General features: G+C 31.9%; 15 protein-coding genes. 7 read left to right on the forward strand and 8 right to left on the reverse strand.

Annotated elements, in window-relative coordinates; translation table 11 throughout:
* The first annotated feature begins 327 nt into the window (after positions 1–327).
* Together HW119_RS08380 and HW119_RS08385 are read left to right on the forward strand one after the other, a co-directional pair.
* Positions 328–1,872 carry a ribonuclease E/G gene (locus tag HW119_RS08380; RefSeq protein ID WP_177763247.1) on the forward strand — a complete coding sequence of 515 codons (1,545 nt, stop codon included), beginning with the start codon at positions 328–330 and terminating at the stop codon, positions 1,870–1,872.
* Between the two features lie 92 nt (positions 1,873–1,964).
* The gene (locus tag HW119_RS08385; RefSeq protein ID WP_177763250.1) at positions 1,965–2,543 is read left to right on the forward strand and encodes a porin family protein; all 579 of its coding nucleotides are present in this window, start codon (positions 1,965–1,967) and stop codon (positions 2,541–2,543) included.
* A gap of 39 nt (positions 2,544–2,582) precedes the next feature.
* Here the strand turns inward: HW119_RS08385 and HW119_RS08390 are convergent, their stop codons facing one another.
* Complete coding sequence (locus HW119_RS08390; RefSeq protein WP_177763253.1) at positions 2,583–3,023, reverse strand: nucleoside deaminase; 441 nt, start codon at positions 3,021–3,023, stop codon at positions 2,583–2,585.
* 62 nt (positions 3,024–3,085) lie between these two features.
* Between HW119_RS08390 and HW119_RS08395 the strand changes: the two genes are divergently transcribed.
* From HW119_RS08395 to HW119_RS08405, 3 genes are read left to right on the forward strand one after another with little or no spacing between them, the layout of a single operon-like run.
* Positions 3,086–4,852, forward strand: a complete 1,767-nt coding sequence (locus HW119_RS08395) for a 1-deoxy-D-xylulose-5-phosphate synthase (protein WP_177763257.1) — start codon at positions 3,086–3,088, stop codon at positions 4,850–4,852.
* 2 nt (positions 4,853–4,854) lie between these two features.
* Positions 4,855–6,147 (forward strand): DUF3078 domain-containing protein, encoded by a 1,293-nt coding sequence (locus HW119_RS08400; protein ID WP_177763260.1) that lies wholly within the window; start codon positions 4,855–4,857, stop codon positions 6,145–6,147.
* Between the two features lie 2 nt (positions 6,148–6,149).
* On the forward strand, positions 6,150–6,836 hold the full coding sequence (locus HW119_RS08405; RefSeq protein ID WP_177763263.1) for a porin family protein: 687 nt from the start codon (positions 6,150–6,152) through the stop codon (positions 6,834–6,836).
* 41 nt (positions 6,837–6,877) lie between these two features.
* Here the strand turns inward: HW119_RS08405 and rpoN are convergent, their stop codons facing one another.
* Entirely contained in the window at positions 6,878–8,344 is a 1,467-nt protein-coding gene (rpoN, locus tag HW119_RS08410) for an RNA polymerase factor sigma-54 (protein ID WP_177763266.1), read from the reverse strand.
* A 124-nt stretch (positions 8,345–8,468) separates the two neighbouring features.
* Entirely contained in the window at positions 8,469–9,905 is a 1,437-nt protein-coding gene (gene asnS / locus HW119_RS08415) for an asparagine--tRNA ligase (protein WP_177763269.1), read from the reverse strand.
* Between the two features lie 160 nt (positions 9,906–10,065).
* On the opposite strand from asnS, the gene HW119_RS08420 reads away from it, so the two are divergent.
* Entirely contained in the window at positions 10,066–10,395 is a 330-nt protein-coding gene (locus tag HW119_RS08420; RefSeq protein WP_177763272.1) for a DMT family transporter, read from the forward strand.
* A gap of 65 nt (positions 10,396–10,460) precedes the next feature.
* On the opposite strand, the gene frr is transcribed toward HW119_RS08420, so the two are convergent.
* The 3 genes from frr to HW119_RS08435 are packed head-to-tail and all read right to left on the reverse strand — an operon-like array spanning position 10,461 to position 12,598.
* Positions 10,461–11,024, reverse strand: coding sequence for a ribosome recycling factor (gene frr, locus HW119_RS08425; protein ID WP_177763275.1), 564 nt, complete (start codon positions 11,022–11,024; stop codon positions 10,461–10,463).
* A 24-nt stretch (positions 11,025–11,048) separates the two neighbouring features.
* Positions 11,049–11,753 (reverse strand): UMP kinase, encoded by a 705-nt coding sequence (gene pyrH / locus HW119_RS08430; RefSeq protein ID WP_177763278.1) that lies wholly within the window; start codon positions 11,751–11,753, stop codon positions 11,049–11,051.
* Positions 11,754–11,812: 59 nt separating this feature from the next.
* Entirely contained in the window at positions 11,813–12,598 is a 786-nt protein-coding gene (locus HW119_RS08435) for a patatin-like phospholipase family protein (RefSeq protein ID WP_177763281.1), read from the reverse strand.
* Positions 12,599–12,649: 51 nt separating this feature from the next.
* On the opposite strand from HW119_RS08435, the gene HW119_RS08440 reads away from it, so the two are divergent.
* Positions 12,650–13,249, forward strand: coding sequence for a thioredoxin family protein (locus HW119_RS08440; RefSeq protein WP_177763284.1), 600 nt, complete (start codon positions 12,650–12,652; stop codon positions 13,247–13,249).
* Positions 13,250–13,265: 16 nt separating this feature from the next.
* Here HW119_RS08440 and HW119_RS08445 read toward each other — a convergent pair whose 3' ends face one another.
* Together HW119_RS08445 and HW119_RS08450 are read right to left on the reverse strand one after the other, a co-directional pair.
* Positions 13,266–14,495, reverse strand: coding sequence for a sulfite exporter TauE/SafE family protein (locus HW119_RS08445; protein WP_255497844.1), 1,230 nt, complete (start codon positions 14,493–14,495; stop codon positions 13,266–13,268).
* A gap of 3 nt (positions 14,496–14,498) precedes the next feature.
* The gene (locus tag HW119_RS08450) at positions 14,499–15,740 is read right to left on the reverse strand and encodes a sulfate adenylyltransferase subunit 1 (protein ID WP_177763287.1); all 1,242 of its coding nucleotides are present in this window, start codon (positions 15,738–15,740) and stop codon (positions 14,499–14,501) included.
* Positions 15,741–15,749 lie beyond the last annotated feature (9 nt).

Consider the following 15,749-nt stretch of genomic DNA (forward strand, 5'->3'; position numbering starts at 1 on the left):
TTAACTCAAAACTACACGATTATGCCAAGTGGTAAAAAAAGAAAAAGACATAAGGTAGCTACTCACAAACGTAAAAAAAGAGCGAGAGCTAACCGTCACAAAAAGAAAAAGTAGTTTTAAACTACTTTTTTCTTTTTTTTAAAAAGTTCTTTGAAAACAATTTTTTTAAACTAACAAAGCCTTATTTAATAAGGGTTTAAAAGAATTAATGGGTTTTATGCCTGTAATTAATGTTTAATCCATCTGTACAAAAAACGATTTTTAAGGTGTTTGATATTTAAATTAAATACATTTAAAATATATTATGTATGGATAAAAATGTACCGTGTGAACAAAGAATTAATTATTAGATCTGGTTCAAATACAGTAGATTTTGCCTTGTTAAAAGATGGAAAATTAATTGAATTACATAGAGATAGGGAAGATGATAAAGGTTTTCAAGTTGGCGATATTTTTATTGCTAAAATAAGGAAGCCCGTTCCAGGTTTAAATGCTGCATTTGTCAATGTAGGATTTGATAAAGATGCTTTTTTGCATTATCACGACTTGGGACCTAACTTACCAACTCTTTTAAAATTCACAAAACTTGTAAGCGCAGGTAAATTAAAAGATTTCACTCTTAAAAACTTTCCTTTCGAACCAGAAATTGACAAAGATGGAGCCATAACCGATGTGTTAAGTGCCAATCAATCAGTTTTAGTTCAAATAGTAAAAGAACCAATTTCAACCAAAGGTCCTCGTATAAGTTCAGAACTTTCAATCGCGGGACGTTATTTGGTTTTAGTTCCTTTCTCTGACCGTGTTTCAATTTCTCAAAAAATTGATTCTAAAGAAGAAAAAGATCGCTTAAAAAAATTAGTTCTGGCTGTTAAACCAAAAGGATTTGGTGTTATTGTGCGAACAGTAGCCGAAGGCAAAAATGTAGCCGAACTAGAAAAAGACTTACAATCATTATTAGGCAAATGGTCTAATATGTGTACAAGATTAACTACAGCAATGCATCCGTCAAAAGTTTTAGGTGAAGTAAATAGAGCATCTTCGATATTAAGAGATGTTTTTAATGATACTTTTACTGGAATTCATATAGATGATGAAGAGTTGTATTATCAAACTAAGGACTATTTGCAAGAAATAGCTCCTTCTAAAATTTCAATTGTTAAACATTATCAATCAAAAGAGGTTCCTCTTTTCGAGAAGTATAATATAGAACGCCAAATTAAAACCTCTTTCGGAAAAACGGTTTCTATGAGCAAAGGAGCTTACTTAATCATAGAGCATACCGAGGCGTTACATGTTATCGATGTTAATAGTGGAAATCGTTCAAACAAAGCTCAAAATCAAGAGGATACAGCTCTTGAGGTTAATTTAATTGCTGCTGCTGAAATTGCTAGACAATTAAGATTGCGCGATATGGGAGGGATTATTGTAGTTGATTTTATTGATATGGGCAATCCAGAAAATAGAAAAGTACTTTATGACTTCCTAAAAGAAGAAATGAGCGATGACAAAGCGAAGCATAAAATCTTGCCTCCTAGCAAATTTGGATTAATTCAAATTACTAGACAAAGAGTTAGACCTGAAGTTTCTATCAAAACGAGAGAAGAAGATCCGAATAATGAAAACGGAGAAATCGAAGCTCCAATCTTAGTTATTGATAAAATATCAGCTGACCTAGAAAGAATTATCAAAGATCAATCAAAATTGGTCTTGAATGCGCATCCATTCGTGGCTGCATACCTAACAAAAGGTTTTCCATCAATACGTTCAAAATGGCTTTTTGAACATAAAAAATGGGTGAAAATTGTACCTCGTGACGCTTACACGTATTTAGAATATCATTTCTTTGATAAAGAAGGAAATGAAATTGACTAACAAAGAACCACATAGAAATATGTGGTTTTTTTGTTTTGTATATTTTAAATTATATACTATTTTTATTTTTCGAAAAATTAGATTTGAAGTTTATGAAAAAAATTACCTTTTGCATGTTGACTTTTTTTGCTTGTGTTACAGCAGTTCAAGCTCAAAGTTTTAGTATTGGTCCTAAAGTTGGAGCAAATTTTTCTAGTTTATCTGGTGTAAAAAATGGGGAGTCTAAAACAGGTTACTATTTTGGAGCTTTTGCTGAAGTAGGATTTTCAGGAAAATTTTCTATACAACCTGAAGTTTTATATACTGCTCAAGGAGGAAAATTAGAAGGTGGCGAAATTAACAATAGCTATGTTTCTGTACCGATTATGCTTAAATATAAATTAATTGCTGGTTTAGGTCTTGAATTTGGTCCAAAATTCGATTTTTTGACTAAATCTGATACTAAATTACTTGGAACAAAATTTGAATCTAAAGATAGTTATCAATCATTCAATTTTGGTTTAGGAGTTGGATTGTCTTATAAATTACCATTAGGTTTGAATATTGATGCTCGTTATAATTTTGGATTATCTAAATTGAATAAAAATGCTTCAATTAGTGGTATTCCAATTTCAACCGATAACATTAAAAATGATGTTTTCCAAATTGGTGTCGGATACAGATTTTTATAAAAATTAAAAAGGAAATTTCAATATCGAAATTTCCTTTTTTTATCTTCTTTTCTGAAAAAACTCTTTCATCAAAGCAGCACATTCTGCTTCTAAAACACCAGTTACTACTTCTGTTTTAGGATGTAATTTTCCACCTATTTCTGTAAATCCACGTTTGTTATCACTTGCGCCATAAACAATTTTCGAAACTTGACTCCAATACAAAGCGCCAGCACACATTTGGCAAGGTTCAACCGTGATGTAAATGGTACAATTTTTCAAATACTTTCCGCCTATTGAATTAGCAGCAGACGAAATGGCTTGAATTTCTGCGTGAGCAGTTACATCGGTTAAGGTTTCGGTTAGGTTATGCGTCTTTGCAATAATTCGATTATTTGCCACTACAACAGCTCCAATTGGTATTTCGCCATTTTCAAAAGCAAATTTTGCTTCGCTCAATGCAATTTGCATAAAATATTCATCAGTAAATATATTGTCCATAGTTTATTTTATCACCTCAAAAATAAAACATTATTGTAAATTTGTTCTTTATTAAAAGAAAAATGAACGCTATTTTATCTCAAATAAATTATCCAGAAGATTTAAAGAAACTTTCTTTAAACCAATTACCTCAATTAGCTGCCGAAATGCGTAAGTTTATTATTGATGTTGTTGCGACTAAAGAAGGTCATTTAGGTGCTAGTTTAGGTGTTGTTGAACTTACAATTGCTTTGCATTATGTATTTAATACACCAAATGATAAATTAATTTGGGATGTTGGTCATCAAGCTTACGGACACAAAATATTGACCGGACGTAAAGATGCTTTTTTTACCAATCGTCAATTAAACGGAATTAGTGGTTTTCCAAAAATTGATGAAAGTGAATATGATGCATTTGGCGTGGGGCATTCTTCTACGTCTATTTCTGCTATTTTAGGAATGGCTCTTGCTGCACAATTAAAAGGTGAAACAGATAGAAAACATATTGCTGTAATTGGCGATGCTTCAATCGCTGCTGGGATGGCTTTTGAAGGATTAAATCATGCAGGTGATACCAATGCTAATGTTTTGATTATTTTAAATGATAATGCTATTGGAATTGACCCAAGTGTCGGAGCATTGAAAAGCTATTTAACCGAAGTAAAAGAAGGTCGAAATCCGAAAGCAAATAACATGATTCAAGCTTTAAATTTTGATTATTCTGGCCCGATTGACGGACATGATTTACCTTTAGTTATTGCAGAACTTAAACGATTAAAGAAAAAAACAGGTCCTCAATTTTTACATATTGTAACTACCAAAGGTAAAGGATTAAAACAAGCCGAGGAAAATCAGATTGTATATCATGCACCTGGAAAGTTCAATAAAGAAACAGGCGATTTATTTCCTAAAATTGAAGAAAATTTACCTCCAAAGTTTCAAGATGTTTTTGGATTAACACTTTTAGAATTAGCACGTCAAAATGATAAAATTGTTGGAATTACTCCTGCAATGCCAACAGGAAGTTCGTTAAAATACATGATGGAAGTTTTTCCTGAACGTGCTATTGATGTCGGTATTGCCGAGCAACACGCCGTAACTTTAGCTGCAGGAATGGCTCTTGACGGATTAACGGTTTTTTGTACAATCTATTCTACTTTCTTACAACGCGCTTACGACCAAATTATTCATGATGTAGCTTTGCAAAATATTCCTGTTGTTTTCTGTGTGGACCGTGCCGGATTAGTTGGTGAAGACGGTGCAACGCATCAAGGAGTGTTTGATATTGCTTTTTTAAATGCCATTCCAAACATTCGAATTTTAAGTCCTAAAGATGCTATTGAACTTCGAAATACGTTGTTTACTTTACAATTAAAAAATACGGTTCCAACTTTTGTACGTTACCCAAAAGGAAGGTCTAATCAAATAAATTGGCAATTGCCTTTTGAAAAAATAGATTTTAACCATGTAGAAAAAATCAAAAATGGAAACGAAATTGCTATTTTAACTACCGGTGTTATTTGCGAAACAGTTTTAAATAGTATTCAAAAGTTAGCAAATAAAGACTTATTTTCGTTGTTTCATTTTATTCAGATTAAACCAATTAATAAAGATTTTATATCTGAAATTATAAAAAATCATAAAGAAATAATTATCGTTGAAGAAGGTTCTATTATCGGTGGATTTGGAAGTGTTGTTTCTCAATTTATTGCCAAATATCATTCAAATGTAAAAGTAACATGTTTTGGTATTCCCGATGTTTTTGTAGAACACGGAACCGTTTTAGAGCAAATGGAAATCTGCGGAATTAGTGAAAATAAATTAATCAAATTTCTTTCGAAATATTAGTTATGAAGCAAATTATTAAAAATATTTTTCTGCTGATTATTTTTCTGAATTTTGGAATTGGTTTTTCTCAAATTCAAGAAAATCAAATCCAAGTAGAAAATAATTTAAAAACGTATAACGATTCTGTAAAAAGAGTAGTTCAAGATATTTACCGATATAATTTTAGCTCATTCGATTCATTAAAAAGAATTGATGAAGTTGTTTATTTAGCTCCAGTTTTTGTTGAAGAAAAAATTATTGTACAAGATTTTGCCGAATTTAAAACGAAAAATTCAGACATTAAAAAAGTAGTTCTTTCAAGTTTTGAGGTTGCCAAACGTAAACGTAAATCTGAAATTTCATATTTTTTGATTCCCGATGATTATGAAATGCAATACAATCGAAAACCTAAATCTGATTTTGTAATTCCTTATGATGAATTAACAGAAATAAAAACTTCTAAATCGTATTGGAGTAAAAAAAATGTGATTGGTTTAGATTTTAATCAAGGTGCATTTTCAAATTGGAATGCTGGTGGTTATAATTCGATTTCAGGAATTGTAAAAGGCGATTTTTATAGAAAGTATGAAAAGGGTAGGATAATATGGAACAGCGATTTAAAGGTGCGTTACGGGTTAAATAAACAAGATAATCAGGAAGTGCGAAAGACTGATGACGTTTTTGCTTTAAACTCAACATTTGGTTACAGAACTTCAGTAAAATCAAGTTGGTATCATTCGGCTAAGTTAACTCTGAATACGCAAATGGCAAACGGTTATTCTTATCCGAACACTAAAAATCCAATTTCAAGTATTTTTGCGCCCGCATATTTATTTGTCGGGATTGGAGCTGAATATAAACCACAGAAAAAAGAATTTAGTGTCTATATTTCTCCAGCAACTTTGAAATCTACATTTGTTTTAAATGATAGTTTAGCTAATGTTGGTGCTTTTGGTTTGCCAGGTGGAAGATTTGACGATGATGGAAATTTATTAAAAGCAGGTCGAAAGTCAAGAAGTGAATTTGGTTTTTTAATCACTAATCAATACAAGAAAACGATCGCTAAAAACGTTATCTTAGATCATAAGTTATCTGTTTATACAGATTATTTAAACAGATTTGGAAATATTGATATCGATTGGCAATTGCAATTAGAAATGACAGTAAATAACTTTATAAAAGCAACTGTTGGTACACATTTAATTTACGATGATGATATTAAGGCTAAAAAAGAGATTGATGGTGTACAAGTCGTAACTGGTCCACGATTGCAATTTAAACAATTACTCGGTGTGGGTTTAACTTATACTTTTTGACGATGAAAATTTATTTATTAGTATTTTTATTATTTTCAGCTTTTGGATTTTCACAAATTCAAGATTCAATTCCTGCGATTGAACGAACTGTTGCAGTTGATGATCCAAAGTATCGTGAAGATCAATTTTATTTCGGAATTACGCATAGTATTTTAGCTAATTCACCAAGTGGTTTCAAACCAAATTCATTTTCAACAGGAATTTCTTTTGGATTTCTTCGTGATTTCCCAGTTAATAAAAGACGAAATATTGCGATTGCTCCTGGAGTTGGAATTGTGTTTTATAATTTGCGTAACAATTTAAATGTTTCTCAGGATAAGCAACAATTTTTTATAAATTCTGATTATAAGAGAAATGTTCAAAATTTGACTTATTTAGAGATTCCAATTGAATTTAGATGGCGAACTTCAACTATGTATTCACACAAATTTTGGAGAATTTATACGGGTGTTAAATACAGTTATTTGTTGCATGATAATGCTAAATATGAAGGTCCGTTCGGAAAATACAATGTAAAATCTAATCCAGCATATAACAAATCAATAATTGGGGCTTATGTTACCGCAGGTTTTAATACTTGGAATGTTTATGCTTATTACGGATTTAATCCAATATTTAAAAAAGATAAATTCCCTGATAATAAAAGTTTGAATTTTTTTAATGTCGGTTTGATGTTTTATATGTTATAAAAAAAACTGCTTTATTCATCGAATAAAGCAGTTTTTTTGTTTTATACTTTTTTACGCATTCTTGCAACTGGAATGTCAAGTTGCTCACGATATTTTGCAACCGTTCTTCGTGCAATCGGATATCCTTTTTCTTTAAGTAATTCGGCTAATTTATCGTCCGGATGTGGTTTTTGTTTGTCTTCTTCTGCAATAATGTTTTGCAAAATTTTCTTGATTTCGATTGTCGAAACTTCTTCACCTTGATCGTTAATCATCGCTTCAGAGAAAAACTCTTTAATCAATTTTGTACCATAAGGCGTATCAACATATTTACTGTTAGCAACACGCGAAATCGTAGAAATGTCTAAACCAACCATATCAGCGATATCCTTCAGAATCATCGGTTTTAACTTAGTTTCATCGCCGTCTAAGAAATATTCTTCTTGATAATGCATAATCGCACTCATGGTAACAAAAAGTGTTTCTTGACGTTGCTTTATGGCGTCAATAAACCATTTAGCGCCATCTAACTTTTGCTTGATGAATTGAACAGCTTCTTTCTGAGCAGATGATTTTTCATTTGCCGCTTTATATGTTTCTAACATTTCTTGATAATCTTTGGAAACATGTAATTCGGGTGTGTTTCTTCCGTTTAAAGATAGTTCTAATTCGCCATCAATAATGCGAATTGCAAAATCAGGAATGATATGTTCAATCGCTTTCGAATTTCCTGCAAAAGATCCTCCTGGTTTCGGATTTAATTTTTCGATTACATCAATTGCTTTACGAAGTTGATCTTGAGCGATATTGTACTTTTGAAGTAATTTATCGTAATGTTTTTTCGTGAATGCATCGAATTGATTTTCGATAATATCAGTAGCTAATTCAATCGTTTCTGTCGGAAGTTTATGCTTTAATTGTAATAATAAACATTCTTGTAAATCGCGTGCGCCAACTCCAACAGGTTCTAATTCATGAATTACATTTGTTAAAATATTTTTAACTTTATCTTCTTCGGTATAGATTCCTTGTGTAAACGCCATGTCATCAACAATGTCCTGAATATCTCTACGAATGTAACCCATGTCGTCGATACTACCAACTAAAAACTCAGCAATCACACGGTCTTCATCATTTAAAATAAACGTGTTTAGTTGATTTAACAAATCTTGATGAAAGCTTACTTGCGCAACAATTGGCGAAAATTTATCATCGTCATCGTCGCTGTAATTATTAGTTTGTAGTTTATAATCTGGTGTTTCGTCGTCACTTAAATATTCGTCAATGTTGATATCGTCTGTTTCGATTCTTTCGCTATCATTATCGTAATCATCATATTCATCTTGATCCCCGAATTCATCAATTTGGTCACTTTCTTCTTTTCCGGCTTCTAATGCCGGATTTTCAACAAGTTCTTCTTTTAAGCGTTGTTCAAATGCAAGCGTAGGCAATTGAATCAGTTTCATTAACTGAATTTGCTGAGGAGAAAGCTTTTGCGAAAGTTTAAATTGTAAATTTTGTTTTAACATATTTGGTAATCTATCGTGATTTTTTTTTGGTATAAAAAAAGTTTAACTTAAAAACTCTTTACCTCAAAAATAAGAAAAAAAGTCCTTAAGTTAAACTAATTAGTATAGGATTAACGCTTGTTTATTAAAATTCTGCGTTTTGCGGTGTTCTAGGGAAAGGAATTACGTCGCGAATGTTTGTCATACCAGTTACGAATAAAACCAAACGTTCAAATCCTAAACCAAATCCAGAGTGAACTGCCGATCCGAATTTACGCGTATCTAAATACCACCATAATTCTTCTTCAGAAATTTCTAAAGCTTTCATTTTTTCAACTAAAACATCGTAGCGTTCTTCTCTTTGTGATCCTCCAACAATTTCTCCAATTCCAGGGAATAAAATATCCATTGCACGAACTGTTTTTCCATCTTCGTTCAAGCGCATGTAAAACGCTTTAATTTTTGCTGGATAATCGAATAAAATTACCGGACATTTGAAGTGTTTTTCAACTAAGAAACGTTCGTGTTCTGATTGTAAATCAGCTCCCCATTCGTCGATTAAATATTGGAATTTCTTGTTTTTATTTGGTTTAGAAGCTTTTAAAATATCGATTGCTTCTGTGTAAGAAACGCGTTTGAAATTGTTTTCTAAAACAAAAGTCAATTTTTCAATTAAGCTCATTTCGCTTCTTTCAGCTTGTGGCTTGTTTTTCTCTTCGTCTTTTAAACGTTGTTCTAAGAATTTTAAATCGTCTTCACATTTTTCTAATGTGTATTTGATTACCGATTTGATGAAATCCTCAGCTAAATCCATATTTGCATCCAAATCATTAAAAGCAACTTCTGGTTCAATCATCCAAAATTCAGCTAAGTGACGAGATGTATTTGAGTTTTCTGCACGGAAAGTAGGTCCAAAAGTATAAACTTGACCTAAAGCCATGGCATAAGTTTCAGCTTCTAATTGTCCAGAAACCGTTAAGTTTGTATGCTTACCAAAGAAATCTTCTTTGTAATTGATGGTTCCGTCTTCATTTTTAGGAGCAGTTCCATCAAGTGGAAACGAAGTTACTTGAAACATTTCACCTGCACCTTCGGCATCAGAACCTGTGATGATTGGTGTGTTTACATAGTAAAAACCGTTTTCTTGAAAATATTTATGAACAGCAAAAGACAAAACACTACGAACGCGCATAATAGCTCCGAAAGCATTGGTGCGAACTCTTAAATGTGCATTTTCTCTTAAAAATTCTAAAGAGTGTTTTTTGGGTTGAATAGGATATTTCTCAGGATCAGATTCGCCTAAAATTTCTAAATTATTTACTTGAATTTCGAATTTTTGACCAGCACCTTGACTTTCAACTAAAGTTCCTTTTACTGCAACTGCTGCTCCAGTGGTAACTTTTTTTAATAAATCTGATGGAAATTTATCCAAATCAACTACACATTGAATATTATTAATGGTAGATCCATCGTTTAAAGCAATAAATTGATTGTTTCTGAAAGATCGTACCCAACCTTTTGCAGTTACTTCTTGTAACAGATTAGATCCGTTTAAAAGATCATTTACCTTAATATGTTTCATTATAGATATTTCTAATTTTCTTTATTAAATGTTGTTCGAAAATGGGTTTTCTAACAACTTGCAAAGATACTACTTTTTTTGTTTAAATTTTAAGAAATTAACTGTATTAAAATCTACTTAAATTAAAGTGTTTATCTTTGCGAATAAAACTAAAAAAAAAATGAATTGGATTATTTTAATCATTGCCGGATTGTGTGAAGTTGGATTTACTTCTTGTCTTGGTAAAGCGCAGCAAACAACCGGAAACGAAATGTACGGATGGTACGGTGGTTTTATTGTTTGTTTGGTTACATCGATGTTGTTGTTGATGAAAGCTACGCAAACTTTACCTTTGGGAACTGCTTATGCTGTTTGGACTGGAATAGGAGCGGTAGGAACCGTTTTAATGGGAATTTTTATTTTTAAAGAACCGGTTACTTTTTGGCGTGTTTTCTTTATTTTTACTTTAATTGGTTCGATTATCGGATTGAAATTTGTTTCGAGTCATTAAGTATTTTGAAATGATAAAGCATAAAAAAATCGTTCAAGAGAACGATTTTTTTATGCTTTATGAAATTATACTTTCATGATTTCAGCTTCTTTAACTACGAAAAGTTCATCGATTTTTTTGATGAATGTATCTGTAAGTTTTTGAATACTTTCTTCGGCTACTTTACAAATATCTTCTGCAGTTCCGTTTTTTTCTTCTTTTTTGATTTCTGTATTGGCATCTTTACGTGCATTACGAATCGAAATTTTAGCATCTTCCGCTTCAGACTTAGCTTGTTTAACTAAATCACGACGACGCTCTTCAGTTAAAGCAGGAATACTGATGATGATGTTGTCCCCGTTATTCATCGGATTAAATCCTAAATTAGCAATCATAATTGCTTTTTCGATAGGGTGAAGCATGTTTTTTTCCCAAGGAGTAACCGTTAACGTTCTTGCATCAGGAACATTGATGTTCGCAACTTGAGAAAGTGCTGTTTGAGAACCGTAGTAATCAACAAAAACACTTCCTAACATTTGAGGAGATGCTTTACCAGCACGAATATTTAAGAACGATTTCTCTAAGTGAGCTACCGAACCTTGCATGGATTCTTTTGCTTCGTCTATGATAAAATTAATTTCTTCAGTCATGACTTGTGATTGTTTATTTCTTAATTAATATACTGTAGTTCCAATGTTTTCACCTTGGCACACTTTTAATAAATTATTTTCTTTATTCATGTCAAAAACAACAATTGGTAATTTGTTTTCTTGACTTAATGTAAATGCTGTTGTGTCCATTACGTTTAATCCTTTTGCTAAAACATCAGTAAAAGTGATTGATTCGTATTTAGTTGCATTAGCATCTTTTTCAGGGTCAGCTGTGTAAACACCATCAACACGAGTTCCTTTTAAAATAACATCAGCATTGATTTCAACACCTCTTAAAACAGCAGCGGTATCTGTTGTGAAATACGGATTTCCTGTTCCAGCTCCAAAAATTACAATTCTATTTTTTTCTAAATGACGAACTGCTCTTCTTTTGATGTAAGGTTCGGCAATTTCTTCAATTTTTAATGCAGTTTGTAAACGTGTTAACATACCAGCATCTTCTAAAGCACCTTGTAATGCCATTCCGTTAATCACGGTAGCTAGCATTCCCATGTAATCACCTTGAACGCGGTCCATTCCTTTACTCGCTCCAGCAACACCTCTAAAAATATTTCCACCGCCAATTACAATAGCGATTTCAACCCCTAAAGCGTGAATTTTTTTAATTTCTTGCGCGTATTCTGACAAACGTTGAGGGTCAATTCCATATTGATTTTCACCCATTAAAGCTTCGCCGCTTAATTTTAGAAGTATTCTTTTGTATTTCATTGAGAAGGTTTTTTATTTGTGCAAATATAAACAATATAAGCTTTTTTAAAAATAGCTTATTAAATTTTATCTTTTACGTTTTCGAACGTTCTTTTAGCTTCGTAATAACCAATGTTGAAAATCTCGTCCATTCGTGTTTTTTTAGTTTCAAACGTACTGTATTCTTGAAGTTTTTTAGGTTCCATATACCAATCACAAAGTTCTCTGTAAGCGCCGGATGATTGCATAAGCATAATATCATAAGCACGTAAAGTTATTGATTTTATGGATGTTAATTGGTTGGCTTGTGCTTCGATGACAGGACAAAGATTTATACCGATGATAAAATCACAACGGCCTTGAACAGTTGTTACCGGAAAATTATTTAAAATTCCACCATCACTATATAATTTGCCGTTTACAGAAACTGGAGAAATGATTCCTGGAAAAGCACTCGAAGCTAAAACAGCATCAAGTAATCGGGTTTGTGTATCAAAAATTTTTAAACGTCCGCGTTCCATATCGGTTCCGGTAATGTATAATTCATTTGGTAAATCGCCAATTTTTTTGTCTTTGAAAATCGCTTCAAGATACGTTCTGAATGAACTTGAATCTAGAACACCAGCTTTTCTGAAAGTAAAATGATTCCAACTAAAAAAATCAACAGCTTTAAAAAAAGCTAATATAGATTCAGGCTTTACACCACAAGAATATAAACTACCTACAATAGAACCAGCGCTTGTACCTGCAATTATTTTAGGTTTTATATTTTGTTCTTCTAAAAATTTTAATGCACCTGCATGAGCTAATCCTTTATGACCACCACCTGAAAGAACTAAGCCAATATCTAAATTTTTTAGTTTCATTTTCCTTTTGAATTGATTTAAAATTATCTTTGGAACTATAAATATATTACAATGAAAACTATTATTACCAAAAGTTTACAACAAACTATGGATTATTTGCAATATCGTGAACTTGTAACCGAATCTTTAAAATTAGAATCGCAAGTGGTTAATGGTATTGATTTGATTCCGTATACAAAATTGAACGACCAACGTATGAAACGTTTGGACAAAACAATTGTTATTTCTGATGAAAATTCAGCTTTTCTAAAAAGTTTTGAAAACAAAATTTTATGGTTGGTTTTGACTGAAGGATGGTGTGGAGATGCAGCACAAGCTTTACCAGTTTTAAATAAAATGGCAGAATTGTCTGATGCAATTGAATTGAAAATTGTTCTTCGTGATGAAAATGAAGATTTAATGAATCAGTTTTTAACCAACGGTGGAAAATCGATTCCTAAAGTCATTATGATGCATCCAGAAACATTGGAAGTTATTGCAGATTGGGGACCAAGACCTGCAGGAGCTGTTCAGTTAATGGTTGATTTAAAAGAAAAATTTGGTTCGATTACCGATGAAGTAAAAGAAGAATTACAAAAATGGTACAACAACGATAAAACTATTTCTACACAAAATGAAATTGTACAAATACTAAAAAACTCGGTTTTATAAAACCGAGTTTGTATTTTTAGTAAACACCTAAAGTTTTAAAAAAGATATTCATGCTCCAAATGATAATCAGTAATCCTACGGCAATAAACATTTTTTTTGCAGGAAGTTTTCCAGCGAGTTTCGCAGCTAATGGTGCTGCAAGCATTCCACCAAGAACCAAACCTAAAATAAGTTGCCAATGACCGATTCCGATTAAGGTAAAAAAAGTAAAGGCACTTGACAGTGTTACAAAAAACTCGGTTAAACTTACAGTTCCGATAACATATTTTGGCGTTTTTCCTTTTGAGATTAAAGTACTTGTAACAACTGGTCCCCAACCTCCGCCGCCAAACGAATCTAAAAAGCCACCGATTCCGGCTAGCCAACCAACACGTTTTATTTTTTTACGTTCAGTTCGTTTTTTAAAGGCATTCGAAAATATTTTAACTCCGAGTAAAAGCGTATAAACGGCTAAAACGGGTTTGATTATGTTTGAATATTCTTCGCCAAAATAAGATAATAAAGTCGCTCCTAAAACGGCACCTGCAATTCCTGGAAAAACAATGTTTTTAAATAATTTTTTGTTGATGTTTCCAAATTTATAATGACTAAATCCGGATGCACCACTCGAAAACATTTCGGCTGTATGAATACTACTACTTATCGATGGAAGTGGAACTCCAAAATACAATAATGCCGCAGTACTCGTAACACCATAGCCCATTCCGAGCGCACCATCAATCATCTGTGCAACAAATCCTACGATGATTAAAGCGACAAAACGGTCGTCTGTATTTTCATTTAAAAAATCAAAGACTAAATTAACATCATCCCACGTAAAATAAAAAGATGAAATATTAATAATTAGTAAAAGAATGAAAAGTACAAAACTTGTAAACGCAATGAATTTCCATTTTTTTTCGTCAGATGTTTTTGGATTTTTTTCAACAAAATCTATTTGAAAAGATTGTTCTATTAAAATATTTTTATACTTGGCAATATTAAACCATTGGTCTTGATTGCTGTATTTATCTGCAACTATGATTAAGCTTATCTTTTCTAAAAAAGTTTCAGAAATAGTTTCTATTTTTTCAATTGTCAAATTTGCATCCATCAAACTGCGAATGTCGTCACTAATTATAGAAGCATAAATGTAAATTTTATCTACAATTTTACTGTGAATTAGTTTGTTTAATTCTTCTGCAGCAAGAGTAGAATGACCTATTAATAGAACTTCGATTTTCTGAGGTTTTACATTTTTTTCCATAAGCTATTCTAAAATTCCGGCTCCTACAGTTACATTTGAAGTTTCGTCAATGAATATAATTCCGCCTTGAGCTTGTAAATTTGAATAAGAATCATAAGCGATTGGAGTTGCTGTTTTGATTTTAATTTTTGCAATTTGATTTAATTGAACTTCTGTACTTTCAATTTCTTTTTCAAAAGTATTGATATCGACCAAATATTCGATTGATTTCACAATTGCTTTCACACGATTGGTTTGATTTTGAATTAAATATTTACTTCCGACTTGTAATGCTTTTTGATGCATCCAACAAACCTGAACTTCAAGTTCGTTCGAAAATTGTGGTTGTCTATTTAAATTCACAATCAAATCGCCCCGGCTAATATCAATATCTTTATCTAATTGAATAACTGCGCTTTGAGGAGCAAATGCTTCGTCAACTTCTTTTAAATTAACTTCGATTGTCGAAATTGTAGCTTCGATTTCCGATGGATAAATTTTTATTTTATCGCCTTTTTTGAAAATTCCGCTTGTGATTTTTCCAGCGTAACCTCGATAATCGTGTAACTCTGTTGTTTGTGGTCTGATGATGTATTGAATTGGAAATCGGCTTGTTTCTAAATTTTCATTTTCTTGAATGTTAACCGTTTCTAAAAAGTCTAATAAAGTCGGACCTTTATACCAAGGCATATTTGTAGAAAAGTCTACAATATTATCACCGTTTAATGCGCTAATCGGAATAAAAGTAACTTCGTTTAAATTTAGTTTTTTGCCAAGTTCGTTGAATTCTTTTTCGATTGATTTATAAATCGATTCATCGAAATTTACCAAATCAAGTTTATTTATTGCAACTACTATTTGCGGAATTTTTAATAACGAAGCAATAAAAGTATGACGCTTGGTTTGTTCTGTAATTCCGGTACGCGCATCGACCAATAAAATAATTAATTGTGAATTCGACGCTCCTGTTATCATATTTCGCGTGTACTGAATATGACCTGGTGCATCGGCAATTATGAATTTTCTTTTCGGAGTAGAGAAATATTTATAAGCAACATCAATTGTGATTCCTTGCTCGCGTTCAGCTCTTAAACCGTCTGTAATCAAGGCTAAATCTAAAACACCGTTATCTTTAAATTTACTCGCTTTTTCAATTGCTTCAATCTGGTCGATTAAAATACTTTTGCTGTCGTATAGTAATCTACCAATTAAAGTACTTTTTCCGTCATCAACATTACCTGCTGTTATAAATCGTAATATATCCATTTTAAGTTT

This window comes from Flavobacterium sp. I3-2 (genome assembly GCF_013389595.1).
Taxonomy (GTDB): Bacteria; Bacteroidota; Bacteroidia; order Flavobacteriales; family Flavobacteriaceae; genus Flavobacterium.